Source organism: Zoogloea sp. GDB6 (assembly GCF_056724105.1).
The window spans coordinates 1,897,367-1,913,796 of the sequence record NZ_CM161497.1; the positions used below are offsets into that span (position 1 = coordinate 1,897,367).

General features: G+C 55.7%; 14 protein-coding genes. 13 read left to right on the forward strand and 1 reads right to left on the reverse strand.

Annotation, left to right across the window (positions count from 1 at the left end; all coding sequences use genetic code 11):
- Positions 1 to 678 carry a HugZ family pyridoxamine 5'-phosphate oxidase gene (locus AC1PQG_RS08585; protein WP_481122170.1) on the forward strand — a complete coding sequence of 226 codons (678 nt, stop codon included), beginning with the start codon at positions 1 to 3 and terminating at the stop codon, positions 676 to 678.
- A 2-nt stretch (positions 679 to 680) separates the two neighbouring features.
- Here the strand turns inward: AC1PQG_RS08585 and AC1PQG_RS08590 are convergent, their stop codons facing one another.
- A complete protein-coding gene (locus AC1PQG_RS08590) occupies positions 681 to 1,466 on the reverse strand; it encodes an outer membrane lipoprotein-sorting protein (RefSeq protein ID WP_481122171.1) in 786 nt (261 codons plus the stop codon).
- A 42-nt stretch (positions 1,467 to 1,508) separates the two neighbouring features.
- Between AC1PQG_RS08590 and AC1PQG_RS08595 the strand changes: the two genes are divergently transcribed.
- From AC1PQG_RS08595 to AC1PQG_RS08650, 12 genes are all read left to right on the forward strand, one after another.
- Entirely contained in the window at positions 1,509 to 2,255 is a 747-nt protein-coding gene (locus AC1PQG_RS08595; protein ID WP_481114764.1) for an ABC transporter ATP-binding protein, read from the forward strand.
- Between the two features lie 32 nt (positions 2,256 to 2,287).
- Complete coding sequence (locus AC1PQG_RS08600; protein WP_481122172.1) at positions 2,288 to 3,580, forward strand: DUF1302 family protein; 1,293 nt, start codon at positions 2,288 to 2,290, stop codon at positions 3,578 to 3,580.
- A gap of 184 nt (positions 3,581 to 3,764) precedes the next feature.
- Complete coding sequence (locus tag AC1PQG_RS08605) at positions 3,765 to 4,370, forward strand: XrtA/PEP-CTERM system exopolysaccharide export protein (protein WP_481114762.1); 606 nt, start codon at positions 3,765 to 3,767, stop codon at positions 4,368 to 4,370.
- A 54-nt stretch (positions 4,371 to 4,424) separates the two neighbouring features.
- Positions 4,425 to 5,993 carry an XrtA system polysaccharide chain length determinant gene (locus AC1PQG_RS08610; RefSeq protein ID WP_481122173.1) on the forward strand — a complete coding sequence of 523 codons (1,569 nt, stop codon included), beginning with the start codon at positions 4,425 to 4,427 and terminating at the stop codon, positions 5,991 to 5,993.
- Between the two features lie 8 nt (positions 5,994 to 6,001).
- On the forward strand, positions 6,002 to 6,979 hold the full coding sequence (locus AC1PQG_RS08615; protein WP_481122174.1) for an XrtA-associated tyrosine autokinase: 978 nt from the start codon (positions 6,002 to 6,004) through the stop codon (positions 6,977 to 6,979).
- Entirely contained in the window at positions 6,976 to 8,571 is a 1,596-nt protein-coding gene (locus AC1PQG_RS08620) for a TIGR03016 family PEP-CTERM system-associated outer membrane protein (RefSeq protein WP_481122175.1), read from the forward strand. The genes AC1PQG_RS08615 and AC1PQG_RS08620 overlap by 4 nt, the downstream gene beginning before the upstream one ends.
- A gap of 8 nt (positions 8,572 to 8,579) precedes the next feature.
- Positions 8,580 to 9,659: an XrtA/PEP-CTERM system-associated ATPase gene (locus AC1PQG_RS08625; protein ID WP_481122176.1), complete on the forward strand. Its 1,080-nt coding sequence runs from the start codon at positions 8,580 to 8,582 to the stop codon at positions 9,657 to 9,659.
- A complete protein-coding gene (locus AC1PQG_RS08630) occupies positions 9,656 to 10,519 on the forward strand; it encodes an XrtA system polysaccharide deacetylase (RefSeq protein ID WP_481122177.1) in 864 nt (287 codons plus the stop codon). The genes AC1PQG_RS08625 and AC1PQG_RS08630 overlap by 4 nt, the downstream gene beginning before the upstream one ends.
- Before the next feature lie 9 nt (positions 10,520 to 10,528).
- Complete coding sequence (locus tag AC1PQG_RS08635; protein WP_481122178.1) at positions 10,529 to 11,563, forward strand: FemAB family XrtA/PEP-CTERM system-associated protein; 1,035 nt, start codon at positions 10,529 to 10,531, stop codon at positions 11,561 to 11,563.
- 54 nt (positions 11,564 to 11,617) lie between these two features.
- Positions 11,618 to 13,135: an exosortase A gene (gene xrtA / locus AC1PQG_RS08640; RefSeq protein ID WP_481122179.1), complete on the forward strand. Its 1,518-nt coding sequence runs from the start codon at positions 11,618 to 11,620 to the stop codon at positions 13,133 to 13,135.
- A 155-nt stretch (positions 13,136 to 13,290) separates the two neighbouring features.
- Positions 13,291 to 15,219 carry an XrtA/PEP-CTERM system amidotransferase gene (locus AC1PQG_RS08645; RefSeq protein ID WP_481122180.1) on the forward strand — a complete coding sequence of 643 codons (1,929 nt, stop codon included), beginning with the start codon at positions 13,291 to 13,293 and terminating at the stop codon, positions 15,217 to 15,219.
- Positions 15,216 to 16,424, forward strand: coding sequence for a TIGR04063 family PEP-CTERM/XrtA system glycosyltransferase (locus tag AC1PQG_RS08650; protein ID WP_481122181.1), 1,209 nt, complete (start codon positions 15,216 to 15,218; stop codon positions 16,422 to 16,424). The genes AC1PQG_RS08645 and AC1PQG_RS08650 overlap by 4 nt, the downstream gene beginning before the upstream one ends.
- Positions 16,425 to 16,430 lie beyond the last annotated feature (6 nt).

The following is a 16,430-nucleotide window of genomic DNA, read 5'->3' on the forward strand; positions in this document are numbered from 1 at the left end:
ATGAAGATCGGTTACCGGGAGGCCCGGCGCCTACTGCGTCAGTGCAGCAGTGGGGCTCTCGGTTCCCACTCGGTAGCCGAGCCGGGCTATCCCTATGTGACCCTGCTCCCCTATGTTCTGGATGGGGAGTGTCGTCCGCTCTTTCTGCTGAGTGGTCTGGCTGAGCATACGCGCAACGTCCTATCCGATCCGCGAGTCAGCCTGCTGGTTGCGGATGGCGGGGGAGGGCCACTCCGGCAGGTGCGCATGACCCTGCTCGGGCGGCTGGAAATGTTGGAGTTGGATGAGGCTGAACGTAGCCGCTTTCTTCGCTACAGCCCCGAGTCTGCGGATTATCTTGCGCTTGGGGATTTCCGGTTCTACCGGCTGGATCCGCTCAAAGTTCGCTTCATTGCGGGTTTCGGCAGGATGGGGTGGAGTGACGTGGAGGCCTTGCCCTTGGCCCTTAGTGGGTTTGAAGAGCAGACCTTGTTGGCACGGCTGGCTCGGCGCGTGCCGGTTGGCGTCGAGCTTCTTGGCGTGGACTGCGAGGGGGTCGATGCCCGCGTGGGCGGTGTCTTCCGCCGTTGGGCGTTGGCGCCACAGCCGCTGTCCCTGGATGCGCTGGAAACGGCTGTGGGGCAAGTGCTGGATGGATTGTCGGACTACCCGTCGGGCCTGTCCGACAATCTGGCCTGAGTTCAGTCAACTCGATTGAGCTTGTCCATGTATTGCTTGGTGAACACCCGGTCAGGCAGATCCTTTGGTCCCATCTGCGTGTAGCGCAGCACCGAGACATCCCCCTTCTTGAGTGCATCTTCCATGATCAGCTGGGTGGGGCGCACACGTCCGCCCAGGGTCTGGAACTTCTCGTAGCGACAGACCTTCAGCAGGCGGTCGGACAGGGAGTAGAACTCCGCCCGATGGGGCCAGTTGTTGGCCTGGCGTACCCAGTACAAGACTTTTGCATACGTGACGCCCCGGTCGACGGCGGTGAGTTCGAACACGTACATCTTCTCCCCGTCAATGGTGTCGGTCCTCAGCAGCTTGGGCTCGTAGTCGCCGGCGAAGTTGGCACGAGCCAAGTCCCCGTTTGCAACCTGACCGGTCAGGCGCTGGGCCAGCGATAGTCGCACCGGTTGCGAAACGTTGGGCATGAAGACCCAGAGATCGCGTCCGCGCATCAGCATGGCCTGGCCTTTGTCGCTGGCAGGCTCCAGGGTCTGGACGATCGTGTTTTCGTTGCCCTTCGACAGGATCCGGTATTTCCGCTCTTCTGCCTGTTCTCCTGGGCTATTGGAGTTGATGTCGATGACGACCTGGAAGCCGTCACGGGGGAAGCGTACTTCATCCGCCTTGGCGACGACGCTGCGGGCGAGATCGGTGTCATCGGCATGGGATATTCCGCTGCCGACAAGGGCTGAAGCTGTAAGCGCGAGGCTTGCAAAGCGCGCTAGCGCGCGAGGAAGGCAAAATTTGAGGCTCATAATGTTATCCTTGAAAAGCAAACAACATAGACTCGCGCACCGATGCCAATTATTCGTGTTGACAACGTAAGCAAGGTATATCAACTCGGTGAGCAGGAAGTTACAGCTCTCGAGGGGGTGTCGCTGACCGTTGAGCCTGGCGTGTTCATGGCGATTGCAGGCCCTTCGGGGAGCGGGAAGTCCACGCTTCTGAATATCATGGGATGTATCGATACGCCAAGCAAAGGTTCGGTGGAAATCGAAGGTAAGGATGTCTCCGGCCAAACGCCCGACGAACTTGCTGGAGTCCGGGCCAGAACCATCGGCTTTATTTTTCAGACCTTTAACCTGCTGCCTGTCCTTTCCGCCGAGGAGAACGTCGAGTACCCCTTGTTACAGATGTCGGAAGTCTCGAAGGAAGAACGACAGGAGAGGGTCGCCCGTTACCTCTCGATGGTGGGTCTCAGCAAGTATGCCCGTCATCGGCCCAACCAGTTGTCTGGCGGGCAGCGCCAGCGTGTGGCGATTGCACGGGCCCTGGTCACGAACTCGCGGGTTGTGCTGGCGGACGAGCCTACCGCCAACCTGGACCGTAGAACCGGGGAGAGCATCCTCAATTTGATGCGTGACATCAATCAGAACTCGGGCACGACATTTGTCTTCTCGACCCACGACAAGAGGGTGATGAATCGAGCCGACCGTCTGGTGCGCATGGAGGACGGGAAAATCACGGCGCTCGGCCTGAAGCGGGACGGCGCGTGGATCTTCGTGCAGGACCGTCGCACGCCTGGTGACGACCCTGATATTTGATTCATTTGAGACGAGAGAACAAGGGGAAAGTGATGCGTTTCACTTTGAAACCTGGCGGCCTCGGGCTGGCATTGGCTTGGCTGTTTGCTGGAGGGCATGCATTTGCGGCAGAGCCGGATCTCAGTGTCGATGAGCTTGAGGACTCCAAGTCGGTCCAGACGAGTGGCCATCTGCAGTTCGATCTGGCGCGGACGTATGCAAAGCCGGAGCACTGGTCTATGGCGCGGGGGCGTGCCGAGCTGACGGCGCAAGGGGGAGGAGATGTTTTCAAATGGAAAATCTCCGGCCGGGCTGATGCGGACGCAGTTTTCGGGATCGACTCCGGTTTCTATCCCGATGCGGTCAGGCGGGACCAGCAATATGAGTTCAATTTTCGGGAAACCTTCGTAGACTTTTCCGCCGGTGACGTGGACTTCCGGATCGGTCGCCAGCACATCGTCTGGGGGGAAATGGTCGGTCTGTTCTTCGCCGACGTCGTGTCTGCGCGTGATCTACGGACCTTCTACCTGCCTGACTTCGAACAACTCCGTATCCCTCAATGGGCTGCCCGCGCCGAATACTATTTTGGGGATACGCATGCAGAGCTGATCTGGATTCCCGTGCCTAGTTACGACAAGATCGGTAAACCTGGTGCCGAATTCTATCCCTTGCCGAAAGGGGCGAATGTCCGTGGCGAGGTCAAGCCGGATTCATCGCTGGGCAACACCAACTGGGGGGGGCGACTGTCCCGTCTGGTTGGCGGTTGGGATCTGTCGGGCTTCTACTATCGTAGCGAAGATGTGGCACAGACCTTCTACATGGTTGGGGCGAACGAGTTCGAGCCCCGCCATGAGCGCATCAGTCAGACCGGTGGAACGCTTGCCAAAGACTTCGGCGATTTTGTGCTGAAGAGCGAAGTCGTTCAAACCCGAGGCCGGAAATTCAATAGTTACAATCCTGCGGCCCCGTTTGGTCTTACGGCTCAAAATACTGTCGATTATGTTGTGGGCGTTGACATCCCCGCGTTCAATGATGGGCGGGTGAATCTCCAGTATTTCGCCCGTCGCATGCTCAATCACGATCCGTTTACGGGGCTGGAGCGTACTGAGGGAGGGGCCAGCGTGCTTCTCAACACCAAGCTCAACAGAGCATGGGAGGCTGAGGCATTATTGGTCTCGATGCTCAATCGCACGGATTACATGTTCCGCCCGAAGGTGATCTGGTCGGCATCCAAGAGCTGGAGGCTTACGTTTGGCGCAGATGTTTTCGGTGGCAAACCACAAGGAATGTTTGGCCGATATGATCATCAGGATCGGGTCTACACCGAAGCGCGCTGGTATTTTTGAAATGCTTGGTCGTTTCGTAGGACGTTTGCTTGAATTAATGTCTTCGGGATGGTCGGCGGCTTGACTTCTGGGCCTTTTCCTGTTGGCGTGATGTTTTTCTCCGGAGGCGCTCAGCGGGCTGCCGTAATATCCGATTGTTATCATTCGACGGCTGTGGGTTGGCCGAATTAAGGGGATGGACCTTATGAAACGTGTTTTCACGATGACTGTGCTGACTTGTGTCGCCGCGGGTTTGGTGGGGTGTGCCACAACCTACCCGCCTGCACCGGCGACGGCAGCAACGAGTGACTACAATTACCTGATCGGCCCTGGTGATTCACTGAACATCGTCGTGTGGCGTAACCCCGAGTTGTCGATGTCGGTTCCCGTTCGCCCCGATGGCAAGATCACCACCCCGTTGGTTGAAGATTTACCTGCTTCCGGTCGTGATTCGACGGCGTTGGCCCGGGAGATCGAGAAGGCGTTGGCGAAGTACATCCGTGATCCGGTTGTCACTGTGATTGTGGGGAATTTTGTCGGGCCCTACTCCGAGCAGATCCGCGTACTGGGCGAAGCCACCAAACCTCAGACTCTGCCATACCGCCAGCAAATGTCGTTGCTGGATGTGATGATCGCGGTTGGCGGCATCACCGACTTTGCGGACGGCAATCATGCGACCTTACTGCGAACCACTGAGGGTAACAAGCAGTACACGGTTCGTCTGAAAGATCTCATCAAGCGTGGCGATGTATCAGCCAATGTGGAAATGAAGCCGGGCGACGTGTTGATCATTCCTCAAAGCTGGTTCTGATTCTTCTCTTGATGTCGCCCCGGGATATCCCGGGGCAGTTTTCGGAAATTCCTAATGGAAGACATTCTCCGACAGTTGTCGAGCGTTCTGCGCAGTATGTGGCTATACCGCTGGTGGGGTTTGGCCGTGGCTTGGATCGTTGGCCCCATTGCGGCTGCAACGGTCTACATGCTGCCTGATCGCTACGAGTCATCGGCCCGTGTATACGTTGATACGCAATCCATCCTCAAGCCGCTGATGTCCGGTCTGGCAGTGCAGCCTAACATCGACCAGCAAATCGTTATCCTGAGCCGGACGCTTATCAGTCGTCCAAATGTGGAGAAATTAATCCGCATGGCCGACCTTGATCTGGCTGTCAAGAGCAAGGAGGAGCGTGAGAATCTCATATCAAAGGTTACTAAGTCTTTGGAGATTCGTATTGCGGGCCAGGATAATCTATATACGCTGGCTTATACCGATACCGATGCGGAGCGTGCCAAGCGTGTAGTCCAGTCGCTCGTTTCCATGTTTGTTGAATCGGGTCTGGGTGATAAACGGAGGGATTCCGACACAGCTCGGAAATTTATTGAAGAGCAAATCAAGAGCTATGAGCAAAAGCTCGAAGAGGCGGAGAACCGTCTGAAGGAATATAAGCTACGTAATCTGAACAGCGTAGGCGGCGGTGGGCGTGACTATTTCGGAAGAATGAGTGAAGTCCATGAGCAACTCAATCAGGCGCGGCTTGCGTTGCGTGAGGCAGAGAATTCAAGGGATGCCCTGAAGCGCCAGATTACCGGTGAAGAGCCTGTTTTTTTACCGGAGAATCCATCCAGCTCAACGTTATCCTCCATATCCGTTCCGGAGTTGGACGGGCGTATTGAAGTATTGAAAAAAAATCTGGACTCCCTGCTTCAACGCTATACGGAGCAGCATCCTGACGTTGTTGGCGCGCGGAAGATGATTGAAAGCCTGGAGGCTCAAAAGGCCAGCGAGGTTCAGGCGCGTCGTAAAGCGGCGGCGACAAGCGGGGGGGCACATGTGCCTTCCGTAAATGCGAACCCTGTGTACCAGCAACTGAAGATGTCGCTGGCAGAGGCGGAAGCCAATGTTGCTTCGCTGAAGGCTCGGGTGGCGGAATATGAGAGCCGGGTGCAGGCGTTGACCGCATCCTCCCGGATGTTGCCGCAACTTGAGGCTGAGTTTACTCAGCTCAACCGGGACTACGACATCAATAAGCGCAATTACGATGCCCTGGTTGCTCGGCGTGAGTCGGCCGCGATGGCCGTGGAAATGGGCGCAACGTCTGGTGTGGCTGATTTTCGTCTGATTGATCCACCTACTGTTCCGAGCAAGCCAACGGCACCCAATCGTTTGCTGTTGATGCCTGCAGGTGGCGGAGCAGCCCTATTGCTGGGGGCCGTAGTGACTTTCCTGATGAGTCAGATCCGCCCGACTTTTGCTGACAGTTCCGCTCTGCGGGAGGTAACGGGACTAGCGGTGCTTGGATCTGTGAGCAGGCTGGCCGATTCTGAATTCTTGCGTAAGCAGCGCCGTGGAAAGATCGCATTCCTGTGTGCAGTAGGAGGACTTATCGGCCTGTTTGGTGCGATGACCGTCTCCCTGATATTGACCAGGATGGGCTGAGGTAAAACATGAGCATTATCGAGAAGGCTGTCGAACGGCTTGAGCAGCTTCAGAAAGCCGGTGCAAGCGATGCACCTCAAACAGAGATCCTGAATGAGGAGGGAGCGGAGCCGACTCCAGCTCCGATCGTAGTGGCTGCTCCATCGGAGGGGGCGCCGAGTACAGAGCCCCAGTCAGCTGATTCCGCTCCTGCAATCAGCACTAGCAGTGCGAATGACCGCTACGTAGAAATCGATCTCGACCGATTGAATTCAGTCGGAATCGTGACCCCGAATGCGCCGCGCTCGTTGATTGGTGATGAGTTCCGGATCATCAAACGTCCTCTTTTGCGGAACGTGCAGGGCAAAGGGGCCGCAGAAGTCAAGAACGCGAATCTGATCATGGTGACCAGCTCGCTGCCGGGCGAGGGCAAGAGCTTCAGTTCGATCAATCTTGCGATCAGCATGGCGATGGAACTCGACCATACCGTGCTGTTGATCGATGCGGATGTGTCAAGGCCGTCAGTTCTGAACGTGCTCGGTTTGCCGCCTCGAAAAGGGTTGATGGACGTAATGACATCGACTGATGTCAAACTTGGTGACGTCTTGCTTAGGACCAATATTGAGAAATTGAGCCTCCTACCCGCAGGAACGCCTCATCCGCGGGCAACCGAGTTTCTGGCTAGCGATGCAATGAATAGCCTTTTGGCGGAGCTGGCGGAGCGCTATTCGGATCGCATCATCGTTTTCGATTCTCCGCCGCTGCTGGTGACTACGGAGTCTCGGGTGCTTGCAACCCATATGGGGCAGATCGTCATGGTTGTTGAAGCCCATAAGACAACTCGGGCTGCAGTTACGCAAGCCTTGGCGACCATTGATAGTTGTCCAGTACGTTTGATGTTGTTGAATAAAACCCAGCATGCCGGGAGTGATTCTTACGGCTATGGCTACGGCTATGGTTATGGCTACGGCTATGGCTACGGACACGGATCGAAGGATAAGACGTGAGAGTTCGTCGTCAATCGATGCGCAAGTTGTCATCGTTTCCGTATTGTCTGACAGTTCTGGCCGTTTCCATCAGTGGGTTGGCGTATGCGCAACAGGTTCCCGTGGCTATTGGCGCAAGGGGAGCTGATTCAGATATGTCGCGTTCCCCGTTGAGCATTGTCCCGTCTGTTGCGCTGATCGAAACCGTCACGGACAACGTCATGCTGTCTAAGAGATCCGAGGCTCGTTCGGATTTCATTACGCAAGTTAGCCCGACGGTGAGTGTCAGTTCCGGAGCCGGTGTCATACAGGGCAATTTGCAGGCGGCGTTTAATGGAACCTTCTACGGTGAGGATTCGAGCCGCAATCAAGGCTTTCTGACCATGCGCGGCGCTGGTCGCGTAGAGGCGTGGAGGCAGCATGGATTCATCGATTTGAATGCATCCGTCACTCGGGAGACCCTGTCTGTCTTCGCCCCCCAAGCTGCCGATTCGGTCACAGGGACCAACAATATTGGCGAGGTTCGTAATTTCTCGGTAGCGCCTACCTTCATTGAGCACTTTGGAGATGCAGGAAGCGTTGAAATTCGCTACCTGCTTGGTGAGACGACGAGCTCGGGGGCTGGGTTCAAATCAAGCAGGAACAACGCCCTCTCTTTCAATATTGGTGATCCAGCGGCTTTTGGAAATATTGGCTGGTCCTTGGCCGGGTCGGACAGTGTTATGTCCACGTCGGGTGCGCGCGATTTGAAGCAGCAGATTGTCCGTTTTACCGGTCAATTGAAAATGACGCCGCAGCTTCAATTAAGGCTTATCGGGGGGGTTGAAGGTAATAATATTAACTCCGCTAATACGGAACGTTCGCGCATATACGGTGCTGGAGCCGACTGGACGCCAAGCCCGGTGACCAAGTTGTCGGCACTTTGGGAGGATCGTTTTTTTGGCCCCGGATTTCAGCTTTCTGCCGAACATCGTGGTCCACTGTATGCAGCCAAGCTCACGTATTCGAAGGACGTCAACTCCACGAGCCAGTCACTGTCGGCGTTTTCGGCTATCAGCACCTATGATCTCCTGATGTCCTTGACGCAGAGTAGTCATCCCAATGTTGTAGAGCGTGATGCATTTGTTCGTCAGTTCATTACAGCCCAGGGCCTGCCACAAAACGTCGGTGTCAGTCAGGCCGTGTTGTCGAATGGATTGTTTCTGGACCGACGCGTGGGTGTCGAGATGAGCCTTCTCGGTGTGCGTAATACCTTGGTTTTTTCCGCTTTTCATTCAGAAAGAAATCGCTTCTCCGAGCAGTCTTTTTCTGCTTTTGGCGGCGATTTTCAAAATGCAAGTCGTGTCAGGGAAAACAGTGCTTCAGTCGTGCTCAGTCACAAGTTGACGGCGGACATGTCTGCTAACGCGGGTCTGACCGTCAGTAATAGTTCTCGTGACACAACTGATGCGGGGCTTGATCCGACGATGCGTATGCGCCGCGTATCTACGGACCTCGTTTCCAGGTTGGGTAGAAGGGCAAATGGTATTCTGACTCTTCGGAATGTTCGGGGTGAGGGCGCCAGTAACTATAGTGAGAATGCCGCTGTTGGCTCCGTCTTTATTACGTTCTGACTCTGTATATGTACGAAGCCCATTTCGGTCTCAAGGGAAAGCCCTTTCAACTTAATCCCGATCCAAGTTTCTTTTACGGCAGTCGTGGTCACCGCCGGGCAATGGCTTACCTGGAATATGGGCTCCATCAAAACGAAGGTTTCATAGTCATAACGGGTGAAGTTGGGGCGGGTAAGACCCTTTTGGTGCGCAGCTTGCTGGAGAAGTTGGATCCGAGCAAGATTATTGCGGCGAACCTTGTAAGTACTCAGATCGATGCGGACGATATCCTTCGGCTGGTTGCTGCCTCTTTCGGCATTCCGAGCAGAAACCTCTCCAAGAGTGACCTGCTGTTGGCAATCGAGTCTTTTCTGGTTTCCACTACGGCGAAGGGGAAACGAGCACTGTTGATTGTGGATGAGGCGCAGAATCTCACTCCACGAGCTGTGGAAGAGTTGCGCATGCTCTCCAATTTTCAGCTAGAAGACCACGCATTGTTGCAGAGTTTCTTGGTCGGGCAGCCTGAGTTCCGAAAGATCATGCAGAGTCCAGAAATGATCCAGCTTCGCCAACGGGTCATTGCTTCTTATCATCTGGGGCCCCTGGATCTGCAGGAGACGCAGGCGTATGTAGAGCACCGGCTGACTTGTGTTGGCTGGAACGGAAATCCTGCCTTTGACTCGGAGGCAATGACCGCAATTTTCAAATATAGCCAGGGGATCCCACGTCGTATCAACGCACTGTGTGACAGGATTATGCTAGCTGCCTTTCTTGGGGATGAGCGGCGAATCTCAGGTGAAATCGTCGAACAGACAGCGGCCGAGATGCGTGAAGAACAGGTCGTCCCCGAAAGTGGTTCCGATTCGGCGGATTCCCCGCGACAGGTGATGGGGCTGCTGGCTGCTGGCGTAGATCTGCAGGCTATCTTGGCTAATCCTAGGGCTGCACGAGCATTGGCAGAGATTGGTCCGGGTTACGACGTGGTGCGTATCGAGGAGCGTATTGCGCTATTGGAGCGGACCTTGTCGATAACATTGAATGCACTTTCTCAGTTGATTGGAACTGCGCAGGAGGCTTCCGGGCCGGAAAGTGACGCGGGGTCACAATGAAGAATTTCAGCGGACCTTCTGTTCGAAACGCGTTGACCATCGATGTGGAAGATTATTTCCAGGTGTCGGCCTTGGCTCCGCATTTCCCAAAGGATGTCTGGGACGATACGCCCTGCCGAGTGGAGCGGAACGTTCAGAGGATTCTTGAGATGCTCCATGAGGAAGGCGCCAAAGCAACTTTCTTTACATTAGGCTGGATCGCCGAGCGCTATCCGATGCTAATTCGTCTGATTGCGGCGGAGGGCCATGAACTAGCGAGTCATGGATACGGCCATGAGAGGGCCAGTGCGCAGACTCCCGAGGCCTTCCTGGCAGACATCAAGTTAGCTAAGGTGGTGTTGGAGGATATCGCGAGTTGCCAGGTAAGCGGTTATCGCGCTCCGAGTTTTTCTATTGGTCAGTCTAATCCATGGGCGCACGCTTGTATTGAAGAAGCAGGATATCGCTATAGTTCAAGCGTCTATCCCGTGAAGCATGATCATTACGGAGTGCCAGATGCACCTCGCTTCCCTTATGTAGTTGGCAGAGGGCTCGTCGAGATCCCGATCAGTACTGTGCGTCAATTTGGACGGAACTGGCCGGTGGGCGGCGGGGGCTATTTTCGGCTTCTGCCTTATTTCGTCTCTTCCTGGGGAATCCGGAAAGTGAATGAGGCCGACGGTAAGCCGGCAATCTTTTATTTTCATCCATGGGAGATTGATCCCGGGCAGCCAGTCGTATCCCAAGCGAGTGCCAAGACCCGTTTTCGGCATTACGTGAACCTTTCACGTACTGAGGCACGTCTGCAGCGTCTCCTGGGGGATTTTGCCTGGGGGCGGATGGATGAAGTGTTTCTCCCCTTGGCCAAGCCGATTGTTTAAGGTTCTGCGATGTCTGATGTGATTGTGCGTCCCTTTGTGGACAGTGATGCAGCGCGCTGGAACGAATTTGTGTTCGCCAGTCCCGATGCGACTTTTTTCCATAGGATCGAATGGCGGGATCTGATGCAGAGGATTTTCCGGCATCGAACACACTACTGGTTGGCAGAGCGCGGTGGAGAAATTGTCGCTGTCCTGCCTTTGGTTGAAGTAAAGAGCACTTTGTTTGGTCATGCGCTCACATCGTTGCCTTTCGCTGTCTATGGGGGAGTGGCGGGCAATGACGGAGAGGCGGTGTGCGCCCTGGAGGCAGCTGCCGAGGATCTGGCGCAAAAGGTTGGCGTCCAGCATCTGGAGTATAGGAATCTCCACGAACGTCATCCTGAGTGGCCGAGGCAGGATTTGTATGTGACTTTCCGCAAGGAAATCCAGGCAGACGATGAGGCGAACATGCAGGCCATCCCGCGCAAGCAGAGGGCCATGGTGCGCAAGGGCATCAAGAACGGGTTGCGTAGCGCTATTGACGATTCTGCAGATCGTTTTTTTACCTTGTATTCCGATAATGTACTGAGGCACGGTACTCCGGCGTTGCCCAAGAAGTTCTTTGAGGCCTTGCTACTGGCTTTCGGTAAGGATTGCGACATCATGACGGTGACTACCAATGATGGAAGACCGCTCTCTTCCGTGCTCACCTTCTATTTCCGTGACGAGATTCTGCCTTATTACGCCGGAGACGATGTTGCTGCTCGCGATCTGGCCGCCAATGACTTCAAGTATTGGGCGCTGATGCGTCATGCGGCTTTGCGCGGATGCCGTATTTTTGACTACGGGCGTAGCAAGGTCGGAACGGGGCCCTATCACTTCAAGAAGAACTGGGGGTTCGAGCCCACGCCACTGTCCTACGAGTACCGCCTTTTCAAGCGGGACTCTGTTCCACAGAATAATCCCATGAATCCCAAGTATCGAGCCTTTATCGCGCTATGGAAGCGCCTTCCCCTTGGGGTGGCTAATTGGTTGGGGCCCGTTTTGGTCCGCAATCTGGGTTAGGGATATGGATCTCATGAAGTTTTCTGTCCGGCGGGTGCATTGGGGAGAAGCCTGATGAACGCTTCGGTTCGACAAGTTCTCATTGCACTGGGCGCCGTGTTCGCCTGGGTTATCGTGTGGTATCACGACACGTCGGCAGAGATCCTCAATATCTGGTGGCGCTCGGAGACTTTTGCGCACGGACTGCTCGTTTTGCCAATATTTGCTTGGCTGGTGTGGCGAAGTACTGATCGGCTGGTTGGGGAGCCTGTGCGCCCGTGCTGGGCAATGTCGCTGCTTATTTTATTTGCAGGGACGATCTGGCTTTTGGGCGAACTCTCTAGTGTCGCTTCTGTGACCCATGTGGCGTTGGCCTTGCTGCTCATTTTCAGTCTGATCGGAGTTCTTGGGCTGAGTCTGGCGCGGGTACTGGCTTTCCCGATCCTGTTTCTTTTCTTCGGTGTGCCGATCGGGGAGTTCCTGCTTCCGACCATGATGAAGTACACCGCGCTATTTACAGTCGCAGCCGTGCGGATGTCCGGTGTTCCCGTCTATCAGGAAGGGTTGCATTTCGTGGTGCCCAATGGACGCTGGTCAGTCGTTGAGGCCTGTAGTGGCGTGCGCTACCTGATAGCGTCTCTCATGGTGGGGACGCTTTACGCTTATCTCAGTTATCGAAGCTTGAAGAGACGACTGCTTTTTGTCGCCTGCGCGATCGTCGTACCCGTCGTGGCCAATTGGCTGCGCGCGTACATGATCGTTATGCTTGGCTACTTGAGTGACAACGCTATAGCTACAGGGGTTGATCACATCCTTTATGGATGGTTGTTTTTCGGCATTGTGATCATGTTGATGTTCTGGATTGGAGGGCGCTGGCGGGAGGATCTTGCGCCCGGCGTTGCGGCGCCTGACCTTCGGTCCATCACCACCGATATGCCGGGGTTTTCTGCCTTGGCGCTACGTGTGGCGCCGCTCGCCGTTGCAGTGGCTGTCTGGCCACTGCTACTAGGCGCGCTTGAACGTCCCGATGCTGCACAGCATCAGTCCTTGTCTGAGGTTCCCGCAATGCGTTTGACGGGGCGCTGGGAGGAGTCGGCTGCAGGGGCGTCGGGGGATTTCAAGCCCTCATTTCAGGGATTTCAACAGCAAGTGTTGCGTCATTTTACGGATGGCCGGAATCGTGTCTCTGTCTATGTCGCTGTTTATGCACAGCAGGGAAATGGTAGAGAGCTGGTGAATACGTCGAACCAGCTGCTGCAGCCCTCGAACGAGAACTGGAGCCGGGTGGCTGAGGTGCGAGGACCGGATTGGGGGAGTGGCCCTTGGTTACACTCGGTGTTGGCGGGGCGGGGCAGATCAATCACGGTCTTGTCGGGATACTGGATTAATGGTCGTCTGGTGACGAATGACTATATGGCTAAGGCTTTGCTTGCATTGATAAAGTTGGAAGGGCGTCCGGATACGTCGGCTTATGTGGCCGTCTGGGCAAGTGCTTCTGATGAAAGAGGGGCGGATGAGCAATTGGAAGCGTTTCGACGTGACAATGGCACGAATTTGATCGATGCCTTGGTCGCACTTGGTGCGTCGGGCTGAGGCAGAGGCACTGTTCTGGCAGTTTGAATCGAGAATGCTTTCCGCATTTTCAAATATCGTTGTGACTAAGGGTAGAATCCCGCCCCGGCGGAATCATTCAATAGGCATTGAGATGTGGTCATGTACCGGCTCGATGGACAACAGGTAAGAGAATTATGTGCGGTATAGCCGGGCTCGTCGATACGAGAGGTAAGCAGACGTTTGCGCGAGATCTCATTCAGCGCATGAACGACATTCAGCAGCACCGGGGGCCTGACGAGGGAGGCTATCACTTTGAGCCGGGTATTGCGTTTGCTCATCGACGCCTGTCCATCATCGACATCTCGACCGGTCAGCAGCCGCTGTTCAATGAGGACGGTTCGGTTGTCGTAGTCTTCAATGGGGAAATTTACAATTTCCAGGAGTTGATTCCCGAACTGACGGCATTGGGGCACCGTTTCCATACCCGTAGCGATACGGAGGTCATCGTCCACGCCTGGGAGGCTTGGGGTGAGGAATGCGTCAAGAGATTCCGTGGCATGTTTGCGTTTGCCCTGTGGGATCGAAACCGGCAGACCTTCTTCATGGCCCGGGATCGGATGGGCGTCAAGCCGATGTATTACGCAGTGCTGTCCGATGGCACGCTATTGTTCGGTTCCGAGTTGAAGGTTCTGATGCAGCATCCAGGGCTGGACAGGACCATGGACCCGCTGGCCGTCGAGGAATATTTTGCGCTTGGTTATGTGGCAGAGCCGCGCACTATCTTCAAGGGCGCACGCAAGCTCGACCCGGGCTTCTCCCTGACCATTCGTCATGGCCAACCGCTTCCTGAACCTAAGCCATACTGGGATGTACGCTTCACGCTCGACAACCACCTGAGCCTCCCGGATGCCGCCGCCGAACTGACGGATCGTCTCCGGGAGTCAGTGCGCTTGCGCATGATTTCTGAAGTGCCATTGGGCGCCTTCCTTTCTGGCGGCGTCGACTCCAGTGCAGTCGTTGCAACGATGGCTGGGATTTCGAGCGAACCTGTGAATACTTGCTCGATCGGATTTGATGATCCAGCCTTTAATGAGTCCGCATTTGCACAGATGGTGGCTGAGCGTTACCGCACCAACCATCGTCTGGAAACCGTGAAGTCAGATGATTTCGATCTGATCGATACGCTGGCCGCCCTCTATGACGAGCCTTATGCCGATAGTTCGGCGATTCCAACCTACCGGGTCTGTCAACTGGCACGCAAGTATGTGACGGTCGCTCTGTCCGGAGATGGGGGGGACGAGAACATGGGGGGGTACCGGCGTTATCGCTTCCACATGATGGAAGAAAAAATGCGAAGTGGCCTGCCCCATTCGGTGCGCAAACCGGTTTTTGGCCTCCTGGGCCGTCTGTATCCCAAGGCCGATTGGGCTCCGCGGGTGTTTCGCGCGAAGACTACTTTTCAGGCATTGGCGCGGGACTCTGTCCAGGCGTATTTCCATTCGGTCTCCATTCTGCGTGACGACATGCGTCGTCAGCTTTTCTCCCAGACCTTCCGTAATCAACTTGCCGGTTATAACGCCGTCGAAGTGTTCCGGCGACATGCGGCCAACGCCGGTACCGACGATGCGTTGGCCTTGGTGCAGTATCTGGACATCAAGACGTATTTGGTTGGCGACATCAACACCAAGGTCGATCGGGCCAGCATGGCTCATTCGCTTGAAGTGCGGGAGCCGTTGATGGATCACCCACTCGTGGAGTGGCTCGCCAGTCTGCCTACCCATTTGAAGATCAAGGGGCAGGAAGGGAAGTTCTTGTTCAAGAAGGCTATGGAGCCGATGTTGCCGAACGACGTGCTCTACCGTCCGAAGATGGGTTTTGCTGTGCCATTGGCCCGGTGGTTCCGTGGTCCGCTCAAGGAAAGGGTCGAGAGCGCCCTGTTCGGCGATGTGCTGAGAAATACGGGCCTCTTCAACGACAAGTATCTCCGTCACGTGGTTGACGCCCATCAGTCCGGCGCTCGTGATTACAGTTCGACGATCTGGACCATCTTGATGTTTGAAGCTTTTGTCCGCAATAGCATGAGAAGCGTCACGCCTTTGGTCGATAAAGGGGTGGCGGTATGACCCGTATTCTTCATATTCTGGACCATTCCCTGCCGCTGCATAGTGGCTACACTTTTCGTACTGCCTCCATTCTCAAGCAGCAAGGTTTGCGTGGTTGGGAGACCTTTCATCTGACTACACCCAAGCAGGGGCTCAGCGAAGGGGGATCGGAAGTGGCAGGCGGTTGGGTATTCCACCGTACGCCGAACCAGGGAAACGAGGGGCTGGTCAGCCAGATGCGCCTGACCACCCGGCGTCTCGACGAGTTGGTGCGCGAAATCCGTCCGGACATCCTGCATGCCCATTCTCCGGTGTTGAACGCGCTGCCAGCCCTGCGAGTGGGGAAGAAGCATGGGATTCCTGTGGTCTACGAAGTGCGTGCATTCTGGGAGGATGCGGCGGTAGACCATGGCACGACATCCGAAGGCAGTCTGCGCTATCGGTTGACGCGTGCGTTGGAAACCTATGCGTTGCGGAGAGCCGACCAAGTGACCACCATTTGTGAAGGGCTGCGCAGGGACATCTCGGCGCGGGGTATTGCTCCGGACAAGATTACCGTGATCCCCAATGCGGTAGACGTTGACTCCTTCCAGTTGCGTGGTGAGGCGGATCTTGCGCTGCGTCAGCAGTTGGGGCTGGAAGGCATGACCGTGGTGGGGTTTGTCGGCTCCTTCTATGGTTATGAGGGCCTGGATCTGCTGGTGTCCGCTGCGGCCAGATTGCTTGCACAACGTCCCAATTTACGTGTGTTGCTGGTGGGCGGAGGACCTCAGGACGCCAATCTGAAAGCCCAGGTGGCGGCCCTTGGCATTGCTGACAGGGTCGTGTTTACAGGTCGGGTGCCCCATGCTGACGTCCAGAACTACTACGATCTGATCGACGTGCTAGCGTATCCGCGCATTCCCATCCGCCTGACCGAGTTGGTGACGCCACTGAAGCCCCTTGAGGCGATGGCTCAGGGGCGGATGTTCGTTGCATCCGATGTGGGCGGGCACAGGGAACTGGTGCGTCATGGTGAAACCGGTTTCCTGTTCAAGGCCGGCGACGAACAGGCCCTGGCAGCGTCGATCGAAGAAATATTGAGCAAGCGCGACATGTGGCCGAAGATTCGCACCCAGGCTCGTTATTTTGTCGAGGTCGAGCGAACTTGGAAGGGAAGTGTTGAGCGCTATGTGGATGTCTACGGCCGTGCGTTGGCCGCTCATGGACGTTCTCTGTCGCACTGAAGGTCT

What these genes read in the sequence shown, in the direction of transcription:
- AC1PQG_RS08585 (WP_481122170.1), top strand. Translation starts at nt 1, where the DNA reads ATGAAGATCGGTTACCGGGAGGCCCGGCGCCTACTGCGTCAGTGCAGC.
- AC1PQG_RS08590 (WP_481122171.1), bottom strand. Translation starts at nt 1,466, where the DNA reads ATGAGCCTCAAATTTTGCCTTCCTCGCGCGCTAGCGCGCTTTGCAAGC.
- AC1PQG_RS08595 (WP_481114764.1), top strand. Translation starts at nt 1,509, where the DNA reads ATGCCAATTATTCGTGTTGACAACGTAAGCAAGGTATATCAACTCGGT.
- AC1PQG_RS08600 (WP_481122172.1), top strand. Translation starts at nt 2,288, where the DNA reads ATGCGTTTCACTTTGAAACCTGGCGGCCTCGGGCTGGCATTGGCTTGG.
- AC1PQG_RS08605 (WP_481114762.1), top strand. Translation starts at nt 3,765, where the DNA reads ATGAAACGTGTTTTCACGATGACTGTGCTGACTTGTGTCGCCGCGGGT.
- AC1PQG_RS08610 (WP_481122173.1), top strand. Translation starts at nt 4,425, where the DNA reads ATGGAAGACATTCTCCGACAGTTGTCGAGCGTTCTGCGCAGTATGTGG.
- AC1PQG_RS08615 (WP_481122174.1), top strand. Translation starts at nt 6,002, where the DNA reads ATGAGCATTATCGAGAAGGCTGTCGAACGGCTTGAGCAGCTTCAGAAA.
- AC1PQG_RS08625 (WP_481122176.1), top strand. Translation starts at nt 8,580, where the DNA reads ATGTACGAAGCCCATTTCGGTCTCAAGGGAAAGCCCTTTCAACTTAAT.
- AC1PQG_RS08630 (WP_481122177.1), top strand. Translation starts at nt 9,656, where the DNA reads ATGAAGAATTTCAGCGGACCTTCTGTTCGAAACGCGTTGACCATCGAT.
- AC1PQG_RS08635 (WP_481122178.1), top strand. Translation starts at nt 10,529, where the DNA reads ATGTCTGATGTGATTGTGCGTCCCTTTGTGGACAGTGATGCAGCGCGC.
- xrtA (WP_481122179.1), top strand. Translation starts at nt 11,618, where the DNA reads ATGAACGCTTCGGTTCGACAAGTTCTCATTGCACTGGGCGCCGTGTTC.
- AC1PQG_RS08645 (WP_481122180.1), top strand. Translation starts at nt 13,291, where the DNA reads ATGTGCGGTATAGCCGGGCTCGTCGATACGAGAGGTAAGCAGACGTTT.
- AC1PQG_RS08650 (WP_481122181.1), top strand. Translation starts at nt 15,216, where the DNA reads ATGACCCGTATTCTTCATATTCTGGACCATTCCCTGCCGCTGCATAGT.